General features: G+C 55.1%; 8 protein-coding genes. All 8 read right to left on the reverse strand.

Going from position 1 to position 10,918, the window contains the following annotated elements; all coding sequences use genetic code 11:
* Nucleotides 1-51 precede the first annotated feature (51 nt).
* Nucleotides 52-621 carry a histidine phosphatase family protein gene (locus FE784_RS25050; protein ID WP_139604998.1) on the reverse strand — a complete coding sequence of 190 codons (570 nt, stop codon included), beginning with the start codon at nucleotides 619-621 and terminating at the stop codon, nucleotides 52-54.
* A gap of 58 nt (nucleotides 622-679) precedes the next feature.
* Nucleotides 680-1,282, reverse strand: a complete 603-nt coding sequence (locus FE784_RS25055; RefSeq protein WP_139604999.1) for an anti-sigma factor family protein — start codon at nucleotides 1,280-1,282, stop codon at nucleotides 680-682.
* Nucleotides 1,283-1,300: 18 nt separating this feature from the next.
* On the reverse strand, nucleotides 1,301-1,882 hold the full coding sequence (locus tag FE784_RS25060; protein WP_139605000.1) for a sigma-70 family RNA polymerase sigma factor: 582 nt from the start codon (nucleotides 1,880-1,882) through the stop codon (nucleotides 1,301-1,303).
* 471 nt (nucleotides 1,883-2,353) lie between these two features.
* The gene (locus FE784_RS25065) at nucleotides 2,354-3,445 is read right to left on the reverse strand and encodes a prephenate dehydrogenase (RefSeq protein WP_139605001.1); all 1,092 of its coding nucleotides are present in this window, start codon (nucleotides 3,443-3,445) and stop codon (nucleotides 2,354-2,356) included.
* Nucleotides 3,446-3,485: 40 nt separating this feature from the next.
* A complete protein-coding gene (gene hisC, locus FE784_RS25070) occupies nucleotides 3,486-4,586 on the reverse strand; it encodes a histidinol-phosphate transaminase (protein WP_139605002.1) in 1,101 nt (366 codons plus the stop codon).
* 163 nt (nucleotides 4,587-4,749) lie between these two features.
* On the reverse strand, nucleotides 4,750-6,129 hold the full coding sequence (locus FE784_RS25075) for an extracellular solute-binding protein (RefSeq protein ID WP_139605003.1): 1,380 nt from the start codon (nucleotides 6,127-6,129) through the stop codon (nucleotides 4,750-4,752).
* A 436-nt stretch (nucleotides 6,130-6,565) separates the two neighbouring features.
* Nucleotides 6,566-8,947, reverse strand: a complete 2,382-nt coding sequence (locus tag FE784_RS25080) for an S-layer homology domain-containing protein (protein WP_139605004.1) — start codon at nucleotides 8,945-8,947, stop codon at nucleotides 6,566-6,568.
* Nucleotides 8,948-8,959: 12 nt separating this feature from the next.
* Nucleotides 8,960-10,918 (reverse strand): peptidase C14 (locus tag FE784_RS41110; protein ID WP_176706499.1); only part of this gene is annotated, 1,959 nt, incomplete at its 5' end.

Genomic DNA, 10,918 nt, shown 5'->3' on the forward strand with positions numbered 1-10,918 from the left:
CGGCAGGTCGAAGGCTTTTTTGGAAGTTGCTATGAAGTTGAGCAGGCCGGCCTATAGATGTGCCGTGCAATTGAATAATGCACACTCCCAGCCGTCGGCATTCTTTTTCAAGACGGAGAGAGAAGTATTTTGTATGGAGCCGTCCGGCATCCGGGTGAGCATCCCATTCAGCAGCACGCCAATAAAGGCGCCATGGGTCACGACAAGCACCCGCTTGCCCTCGTATTCGGCGGACAGCTCCTCCAAACAGGCGATCCCCCGTTCGTACAGCAGCTCGTCGCTTTCGACGCCATGCTCCAGCGTCTTCCACTCTGCGCCCCAAGTTGCGATTCTCTCTTCCACCGTCGTCCCGTCCAATCGCCCATGGGTTCGCTCCCGCAGCCGCCGCTCCGCGCGAACCGGACCTATCCCCGCAATTTCCGCGATAATGTCCGCCGTTTCCTTGGCCCGCATCAGGTCGCTGCTCACGATCGCGTCCCATTGTTCCCGCTTCAGCCGCTTGCCGAGCTCCCGCGCCTGCCAGCGTCCCGCTTCGTTCAGCGGGATATCATTTTGCCCCTGCAGCCTTCCCGATACGTTCCAGTCCGTCGTGCCGTGTCTTATAAATCCCAAAGTAGTCATAACGCTCCCCCATTTCTCTCACAAAAAAGACCTCCGTGAAGAGGTCATTGCCCGTCTCTTATGTTTTTGTGCGCGACAGCCAATTCATGATCAGAATCGTTCCGGTCAACCCGAGCAGCGATACGACTACCATATAATCGGGAACGCTGCGAAACGGGCCCATCGTCACCATATACGGATCTTTAAGACTGGCGGTCGCAACCGGAAGCGTCTTGGACTTGACGGAGACATTGTGAACGTCCGTCGAAACGCTTGCTACCGGCTTCATGCCGTACCTCGGCGATTTGTCTTCGACGCCGACTCCCATAATGGAGAGGACGAATCCGAATACGAATAGCGTCATGCACAACGCGACAACGGCGGTCAAGTTTCTCCTCATCTTATACGAAAAAGCGTACAGCCGCTGCGGAACCGGAATGCGCCACGATTCGTCGGCGTAAATCCTTCTCATGACTTGGCCGGAAACGGGCACGTATTCGATCCGGCGATCGACGCTGCCGACGGTGCTGCGGATCAGTTGGGTGCTTTCCTCCCAAATCTCGAACTCTTCCCGACACGAATCGCAATGCCTGATATGTTCGTCGACGGCTCGGCGCCGATCGTCATTCTCAGGCAAATCCCAATAGGCCCCCAACCATTCTTGAACATCCTGGCATTTCATCGTGGACTCATCCCTTCGTTACTCTTTGAAGACCGGCTCCATGTAAGGCTCCAACTGCATTTTAATACTCGCTCTCGCCCGGAACAGCAGCGATTTGACCGAGCTGACCGTTTGACCCAATATATTGGCGATTTCCTGGTAATCCATCTGATCGTACTCCCGCAATATGAGGGCGGAACGCTGCTTCTCGGGCAAATTGTTGATGGCGTCGCGCACCATCGACACTTTCTCGTTGCGCAGCATTTTTTGTTCCGGCGTATATTCGGAGGAAGCTAAAGTCATAGCCAGCGACCAGGCATCGTTTTGCTCCAGCGATACATGCACGCTTTTGTTTTTGCGAAGCTCGCTCAATACCGTATTGCGGGCAATCGTATATAACCAGGTCGAGAAAGACGCCTCGATCTCGCGGAATGAGTGCAGGCTGCGGTAAGCTTTGTAAAAAGTTTCGGAGCACAAATCCTCGGCCATCGTCTCCATGCGGGCGCTCTTCAGCATGTGATAGATGTACGATAAAATTTTGCGCTCGTAACGCCGCATCAATTCCTCGTAAAATTGTACATTTCCGTCCTTGATTTCCCGTATCAACTGGGAATCGGTCATTACAAGCGCCCCTCCTTGCCTTTCCGAGTGACGCTCCCAGTCGATAGTTCTACTAATTTGTACTATGACGGGAGCAAAAAGTTGCGTTGGCAAATGAAAATGTTGCAGACTATGCGATCAATAAGCCTTAAGCTATAACAGTTCTGCAAATACTAGGAAAAATCCTTCTTTTTTCGACACGATTGTGTTAACTTTTGTTAACAATATGCCGTCCGCATCCGTATGAACACAAAAAAAAGACCACCGAAACCGGTGGTTGCACAAAGTGCGATATTTTCGGATAGGAGTGGAGAGAAACCATACTGTACTTTTATTATATGTATCCGTTTACATTTTGTCAACGGTTTTTTTGAAAACGGTTTCTCGTCGATATTCGGTTTTCACGGAATACAATACTTCTCTTATAGACGAATAAAGCGGCGATACGGTTGCACCGTTTCGCCGCTTTATAAAAATATTTTTTGGTTCTTCTTACAGTTGTACCGAGTAGTCGTGCAGCTTCAGCAGCTCGATCGCCGCATCCATGTCGGTTTCGTTGCGGAACGACAGTCTCAGCACTCCCGGAACGTCGGCTCTGCTCTCGATGATATGAATATTGCTCAAATTGATTCGATGGTTGCCTAGCAGCGTGGCGATTTGCCCGATAATGCCTGGATGATCCGGTACGTCGATATACACATCGAACAACGCCGTAATTACACCTTTGCGCCTCTCGGGCAATTGACTGCGGAATGCGCCCGCCCTTTCGAACTCCTTGAAGATCCCGTCGCCGTCGCCCGATTCCAGCAGATCGGCAAACTTGGCGACTTCGCCGTTCCAATCGCGCAGCAAACGCAGCAGGACGTGCCGGTTGTTGAGCAAAATGTCCCGCCACATGTCCGGATGGCCGGAAGCGATCCTCGTGATGTCGCGGAATCCGCCTGCCGCCAGGCTCCGGTATAGCCCGTCCCGCTCATTGTAACGGGCAATCTGATTGACCAGGGCAACCGCGATGACATGGGGCAAATGGCTGACCGCCCCGACGATTTCGTCATGATGCTTCGCATCGACCCGTACGATCTGGGCTTTCGTATATTGCAGCAGCTGAACGAGACGATCATACGCTTCCCGGGGTGTGGATTCGTCCGGAGTCAGCACGTAAAAGGCGTTTTCGTACAAATGCGAAGCTGCCGCCTCCACCCCGGATCTTTCCGATCCGGCCATCGGGTGGCCCCCGATAAAGTGAACGGCCGGCGTTATCCGGTTTCGGGCGTATTTCGAAATCGATGCCTTCGTGCTGCCGACATCCGAGATGATGCAGCCCTCTTTAAGCGTCGTCTGAAGCAGCTTGTCCATATAATATTCCAGAATGCCCACCGGCACGCACAGGAATATGAAATCGGCATCCGCCGCGGCCTCTTCCAAAGTACTGCAGGCCGTATCGATTACGCCGCGCTTCAAACTTTTTTCAAGCTCCGCCGGACTGATGTCGTACCCCGCTACCCGTATGCCCGGTTTGCCCTTGAAGCACAGCGCCAGCGATCCGCCCATCAATCCGACGCCGATAATGGCGACTTTGCTCATTCGATTCACTCTTTATAGGTAGAATTAGGGTTGCGAACCATTAGGCTTGGACCGCGATTTCGTCCAGCACCTGCGTAAGGGCCGCGATAAACTTGGCGTTCTGCTCCGTGCTGCCGACCGTGACGCGAATTTTCGTAGGGAAATCGAGCGCATGCCCGCCGCGTACGATCAGTCCTTTGCGCATTAACGATTCGAATACTTCCTTCGCCGGGCGCTTCACGTCGACCATGATGAAATTGCCGTATGCCGGGTAATAAGTCAATCCGAGACGTTTGAACTCCCCGGTCAAATACGCGATCCCGGCCGCGTTCTGCTCGCGGCAATAAGCGATAAACTGCTGGTCCTTGACCGCCGCCTTGGCAGCCGCTTGGGCGAACCGATTCGTATTGAACGGCTCGCGAACCTGGTTGATCGAATGGATCACTTCCGGATGGCCTACGCCATATCCGATCCGCAGCGAGGCCAAGCCGTAAATTTTGGAAAAGGTGCGAAGCGTAATGACGTTCTTGTACTCCGCAATCACCTCGATGCCGTCGGGAAGATCGGCGGATTCGGTATATTCGATATACGCCTCGTCCAGTACGACGAGCACGTGCTGCGGCACTTGCTTGAGGAAATCGTTTAACTCCTCGCGAGTGACGACCGTTCCGGTCGGGTTGTTCGGATTGCACACCCAGACGATTTTCGTCTTGTCGTTGATTTTTGCCAGCATCGCCGGCAAATCGTGCTTGCCGTTCTTGAGCGGAACTTCGATGGATACGGCTCCCTCGATCTCGCAGTTATGCTTATATTGCGGAAACGTATGCGTGGCCATCACCGTTTCGTCGCCTTGGACCAAGTAGGCGCGGGCGATCATCAGGATGACGTCGTCGGAGCCGGCGCCGAAAATGATTTGATTCGGCCGAACGCCCAAATGCTCGGCCAGCGCCGCGGTCAGTTCGACGGCTCCGCCGTCCGGATACAGGCTGATCGTCTCCGCTTCAGCCGCGATCGCTTCTTTCGCTTTGGGAGAACACCCGAACGGATTTTCGTTGGAGGCCAGCTTGATCACTTCGCTCAGCCCCAATTCGCGCTTTACTTCTTCGATCGGTTTGCCCGGCTGGTATACCGGCAGATGCATAATATTTTGTTTCGGCTGCACGAATTTCACCTCTGGGAATGGATGGTGGATTGCTTTTTGCGTAATAAGTAGTATTGTAGCGCATTTGAAAGCGGCTTTCCAGAAAAAAAGAAACGACCGCTTCGACCTGCGGACGGATCGTTTACTCGGAATAAGAGGAGGGATTCGCGTGGAGGCGGAATCGTCATCCTTTGCTTTCCCGGCTCCAAGCTTCGATCTGGGCGCAAATGGCGTTCTCCGAATCCAATCCGGCCCAATAAAGCTTCAGGTCGCGGTTCAGTCGGCCCAATTCTCCCGAATTGATGCCGAGCTCGGTAAAGAAACGAAATCCGGGTATCGTTTCCCGAAACAACGAGAATCGGGAAGGACGGTACATCTTCTCTTCCCCTACCCATTCGGCGGCCGGCTTCAGGGCAGGCAAGCTGTACGTTTGCTTCCGAATGAACGTTTGCGCAAGGCTCGACGTTAAAAATTCGAGCAGCCGCTGCGCAGACGCCTTGTCCTTCGAACGCCGGTTAACCGCCAGCCCCATCGAGAGAAGCAGCGATTTGGGCGTGCCGAAATGAGGAACGGGCGCGACATCGAACGGAACCGGCTTGTTTTGCAAATAATTGAGATAAAAAAAGCTTGTCACGATCATCGACGCTTTGCCTTTCGCCAGCATCCGCTCGGACTCGCCCGTCGCCGCCACATCGGACAAATTCGCCAGCTCTCTCTTGATCTCCCGGCAAGCGCTCAGCGCTTCCATCATGCGTGTTCCGCACAACCGGATTGCGCCATCATCTCCGCGTTCGAACGCCGCTCCGGTCTGAAGCACGAGCAGCGGCCAACGATTGGCGGAATAAAAATCGAAATGAAACCCTACCCTTTCGTCAGGTACCGCCAGACGCTCCGCCGCGCTGATCAAATCCCGCCACGTCCAGCTGCTGTCCGGCTCCGATATCCCTCTCTCGGCAAAATGGGCCCGGTTGTAGGCGAGCAGCAGCGGCGAGAAAATAAAGGGCTGAACAAGAAGCTGCCCTTCGGAGGAGAATGCCTCCGTAAGGAAAGGATAAATGTCCGGATTGAGCGGCTGCGGCTCCAGCAAATCTCTCCCGCCGTTTTCCAGACAATCGTGAAAGTCGGTATAATTCATCATGACGGCGTCGAGAATGCCGCCCTCGAAATAGTTGCCTATATAATGAAAGCTTGCGCTTGTCATCGGAACCGTCTGCACTCTAATATCGGGATTCGCCCCCTGGAACATGGCGATCAGGCGCAGCAGGCTCGCTTCCTCGATAACCGACGAGTGGAAGCCGAATCTGACGGTCGTAACGGAATCCTCCCTCGATCCGATCACCTTATTGCCGACCCGCGGGATTTTCTCGATGAATCGTTCTCCGACCAATATATCGAGCCCTTTGCGAACCGATTGATTGCTTAATTCAAACTGCTCGGCCAACGCTTTCTCCGACGGCAAAAATTCCCCGTTGTGCCGTTTGCCGGCCACGATTTCATCGCGAAGCCGATTGATCATATCGTTTAACCGTTCGCGCGAGCTTTTCCGTCCTGCCTTATGATCCATGGGATACCCTCTTTTTGTCATCGATACGCACAAATTTATTATAGCAAGCTTCCATGTTGCCCTGTCAACCGTTGGAAGGCGCGGCGCTGTCAGGAACGATCCTATTCCCGGCCCGATGCCGGATCGTATCCGACTCGGTCGGCATCGATTCGCGGTCGACGTTTTGCTCGGCCGTACTGGTAACGTTTCCGTAATTCCAAGTAACGGAATTGTCGAGGTCCGCGCTTTTTCCGGAGTAGAAAAATCGGATGTTCTAGTTTATTTGTGGTGTGAAAATAACAGACTGATTTATACTGACTTGTTTCTGGTTTGTTTTGATTATAGGGGTACCCCTATCTGTTGTCAATTGGTTCAGTATTGCATGAGTCCATAGACATTGCCTAATCGAGAAAAAGTCCCGAGAGCGGATACCCTCGGGACTTGTCGTATGGCCGATTCATCGAATCGTAATAGTGGCGGAACCGCCGCCCCATGCAACGATCAAATAGGAGCCTGGAACGAAACCTTTAGTAGCCAGGAGTGTTTCCGCACTAGCGGAAGTTTGTACCTTGGTAGCCCGACCTTCCAGAACGGCTTTATCCAAATCGGCCTTTGTAAGGCTAATCCCTCTCCGGATCAAGTACACCTCGGCAGCCCGGTCCGTAACAACAGTGACGCTCTCTCCGGCATTGACCCTGGTTTGCTTCAACAGCAGAGACGGACCGAAATCAAAGTCTACGACCGTCAGATCGGCCAAAACACTGTTATTTTCGTCTTTCAAAGAGTTCGCCGCGATTTTCAGTGTTCCCTTCGAAACAGCCGGATCGGCAAATATAAGGCGGAGTACGTTATCGCGAATTTCGATAGCGTCATTCGTCGCATACGTAGAGCTCGTAACGCTGCCGGCGTAGGTCGAATAGGAAACCGTGCCTTTAAATGCCGCCATACTGGCGTATGCATTCTGTATCGGCTTATTGAAGCCGATATCCAAATACTTGCCGTTGCTGTAAACATAAAGCGAGTTTTGACTCAACGGGGTATTCGTACCCGCATTCAGTCGCAGCTCCTGATCGCCTCTGTAATCGTTCATCGCATAGTTCAGCCCCAACCCGATCAGAACGTAGTCGCCGGCGGGCAGCCCTCCAGTCGAGAACGACACTTGTTCGTTGGCCTTCACCGACTTGCGGATCCCTTTGTTCTCCGATACGACGATATCCAGCATCGAGATGTACCGGGATGTCGCTCCCGGCACCAGGTACAACGAACCTTCTTGATCGGAAACGCCATAAACGACATCGCCGACCGTTGCAATGCGCTGATTGCTTACATACACGCTCTCGGTCACGGAGCCCCCGAGCGGAAGCGAAACTTGCGGGTATACTACTTCCGGCTCGGGTTCTTCCGTTCCTCCTCCTCCGCCGCCCGAGCCGCCGCCTCCGGGTCCGCTATCCACGAAGCCTCCGCCTACGGACGGAGCGGACGGCTTGGCCGCCTCCCCGATCGTCTTGTCGACTCCGCCGATTTTAATCTGCGTATTTTTGTCGACATCGGCTCCCGATTGAAGCTTGCCGGGCTGCTTCTCGAACTGTATTCCGCTTGCGTTAATGATGGCGAGCTTGATTTCTCCTTGCCCGAAGACGGCTGCTGCCGCATTCAAAATAAGCTCCGCGATCGAAGCGTCTTTGCCGACAACAAGCTTCGTTCCGTTGGCCTTCCCGTCGACCGTCAGCTTGGAAACCGAGCCTTTCGGAATTTCGACGAGTATGTTTGGAGCCGAAACATGGACGTGCTCGAAGCTACCTGCCAATGTAATCTGAGAGTCCTTCGGCAGCGCGTCGGACAAGGTTACCGTGCCGATGCCTTTGCCTGCAACGTCGCCGGCTTCGATGACCGCTCCCGACCGTGCAAGCACCTCTCGGATTGAAGTCTCCCCGCTAGCCACGATTCGGACAAAACCGGATTGCTTGTCGATCTCCACTTGGACGAGTATCGTATTATTGAAATGGATGCTGTGGGCTCCGCCCCCGTTGACCCGGGCTTTCCCTTTGACAGTGACATTGTTAAAAGTAACGTCGCCTTCGCCGATACCTTTACCCAGCGTCAAATCGCCCTCGATGACCATGTTTTGCAGCGTGACGCCGGAGGTCGTAACGATAACATCGCCGGCGACCGACGCTTTGCCGGTCTGCGGACCGTATACGCCTGCCCGACTGTAAACGTTGGCGCCGTTCGCGCGTTCCAGCAAAACGACCGCTTCGGCCCGGGTTACTAATCCCGTCGCTTTAAACGAGCCGTCCTCGTATCCGTTAACGATGCCTATCTCGGCAAGCGCTCCGATTGCCTTCCTGCTCCATTCCGGTATCGAGGCGGCGTCCTTGAACCGGGACACGCCTTTGTCGGAATCGGAGGCGCCCAGCTTCAACAACCGTGCGACCATGATCGCCAGCTCCTGACGGCTCACTGGAGCCTCGACTCGAATGCTGTTGTCGTCATAGCCTTCTATATAGCCGGCTTTTACCGCTATGGCCGCATCGGCATAAGCCCAATGCCCGTCGGACAAGTCGCCGTATCGGATAGCCGCCGTATCTTTCAATTGATAGACGCGGTTGATGAGCGCTACCAGCTCGCCGCGCTTGATGGCATCGTCCGGCCGCAAAGCTCCGTCCTCATAGCCCTGAATGTATCCTTGATTCAGCCAAGCGGACAGCTGCGCCTCGGCCCAATGCCCTTTGCCGTCGGCCGGCGTGTCCATCGCGTAGGCGGATCCCAAGCCGGATGTCATCATGCTTGCGATAAGCAGGGCGATCGCATGACGCTTCATTCTGCGAACCACGTGCATCGTATCCCTCCTCTATATAACCGTCAAGTTGTCCGCGCTATGCCGGATCGCGCCCGTCTCTGCAGGCAGCGCCGCCCGGTTGACGCCCTCTTCGATAATGGCGCTCATGAACAAATAATTGCTTCCGCCGAAACCGCCGTTCGTCGCCGCGTACTTTCCTCCGATGAATCTCGATCCGTACGCCTTCAGCTTGTGAGAGCCGCCCTCGATATGGAAGTGCGCCGTATTCGCATCCGCGGCCGTGCTCGTCACATCGCCGAAGCTCCACGCAATGACGTTCGTCGCGACGACGCTCTTCAGAAACGCCTTCTCGCCGTTCGTCCCGCTGAATACCGCTCCTCCGTCGATCGTGATCGACTGGTCCGGCGTATTCGGCGCGTTGTTCACGTCGCCTACCCGGTCCCACGCTCCCGTGAACAAAAAACCGCAGTTGATCAAGCCCCCGCCCTGCATGATGATCTCCCGCGTGCCGACCTTGATCTTGCCCGTCGTCGGCGAGGCTCCTTTGAACCACGTGTTGATCAGCGTCAGCTTGTTGATGCTGCCCAGATTGACGTCCTCCACGTTCGTAAACTCGCTGTTCAAAATCGTCAATTCCCCGTTGCTCGGCGTGTAGCCTACCGCCGTCGTTCCCGATCGGATCGGACGGGCGATCTCGTAGCCGCTCAGCATCCCGAACGAGCAGCTGTCGATGATGTTTCTGCGCTTGCCTCGCGACGACCCTTTGTTGATCGTTATCATTTCCTGCGCCGTACAGCCCCGCATTTGCAAGCCGTCCATATTGACCCAGATTGAGCCCGAGTTCGCCATCTTCACGCCCGGCTTCGTGTACGTCACGACCGCGTGGCAATCTTCCAGCGTCAGGTCGGTCAGCCGCTTCATCGCCACGATCCGCGATGCGATATGCTTCTTCACCGTAATCCGCTTCGCGCTGTCTCCCCAGAACGTGCCGCTGTTCGCGAACGACAGCAGGCCCGAGTTGCCGATGTACGTCAAATCGTGCTCGTATTGGCCGTGCGTCACGAACGGACCGTATTCGTCCCCGTCGCCGTGGCAGTTCTCCACCATGCAGTACGCCGCGCACGTAAAGTCGTTCAAGTGGCGGGCGTTGCTCGTGTTGCAGTCCTTCACATGCCCGTACAGCACGTTGATCTGCTGCGTCAAATAACCCGTCCCGCCCCAGTCGCGCTCCTCCGGGTTCATCAGCCGGCACCGCTCCGTCAAGTAATGCGTATTGTACCGCCGCATGACGACCGGCCAGAACACCTTCGTCGCGTTGATCCCCGTCGCGTCGCACTCGACCGCGTATTCGTACGCTACCGGGTTCGATCCGATCATGTCCCAGTCCGGCGTCGGACGTTGGCTCGTTCCGTTGACCGGCACCGGTATGCCGATGAAGTTCATGTTCCTGACGTGGCAGCGCACGGCCGGTTCGATCTTCTTGTACGTAATTTGGCGTCCTGCCGCCAGCTGCCAGCCCGACTTGTAGTTGAACCGCACCCGGGTCGCATCGAACACCTCGGTGACTTGGACCAAATAATCGAGCTCGCGCTGCGCGCCGCCGCCCGCGTTGTTTTTGATTTGCGCGTGCCACCAGCTGCCTACTTCGAAGACGGACGAATCCGTCACCTCGAATATGTCCGAGTACTCCTCGACATTCGCCGCCAGCGTAACCGTCTGTGCGATCCCGGTTTGCGTACCCTGGAAAAACAGCACCGCACCGAACGGATTGTCCAGCGTATTGAGTTCCATCCCGACCGTCGTCACCGTATGATTGTGGAAGTCCACCTCGATGTTGCTCCGGTGGTACGCGTGACGGACGACGAAGTTCAAGTCCGTATGCGCCTCGATCCGGTGAATCGACGGATCGCCCGCCAGCGCATCCAGAGCCGCATCCGCATTTTGCGCGGAACCGAATATGCCGAACCAGCGGAAATCCCCTATTCCGTTATGCACAACCTCGAATCGGCC

It is taken from the genome of Paenibacillus hemerocallicola (assembly GCF_006265175.1).
Classification (GTDB): Bacteria; Bacillota; Bacilli; order Paenibacillales; family NBRC-103111; genus Paenibacillus_AB; species Paenibacillus_AB hemerocallicola.

What these genes read in the sequence shown, in the direction of transcription:
- FE784_RS25050 (WP_139604998.1), bottom strand. Translation starts at nt 621, where the DNA reads ATGACTACTTTGGGATTTATAAGACACGGCACGACGGACTGGAACGTA.
- FE784_RS25055 (WP_139604999.1), bottom strand. Translation starts at nt 1,282, where the DNA reads ATGAAATGCCAGGATGTTCAAGAATGGTTGGGGGCCTATTGGGATTTG.
- FE784_RS25060 (WP_139605000.1), bottom strand. Translation starts at nt 1,882, where the DNA reads ATGACCGATTCCCAGTTGATACGGGAAATCAAGGACGGAAATGTACAA.
- FE784_RS25065 (WP_139605001.1), bottom strand. Translation starts at nt 3,445, where the DNA reads ATGAGCAAAGTCGCCATTATCGGCGTCGGATTGATGGGCGGATCGCTG.
- FE784_RS25075 (WP_139605003.1), bottom strand. Translation starts at nt 6,129, where the DNA reads ATGGATCATAAGGCAGGACGGAAAAGCTCGCGCGAACGGTTAAACGAT.
- FE784_RS25080 (WP_139605004.1), bottom strand. Translation starts at nt 8,947, where the DNA reads ATGCACGTGGTTCGCAGAATGAAGCGTCATGCGATCGCCCTGCTTATC.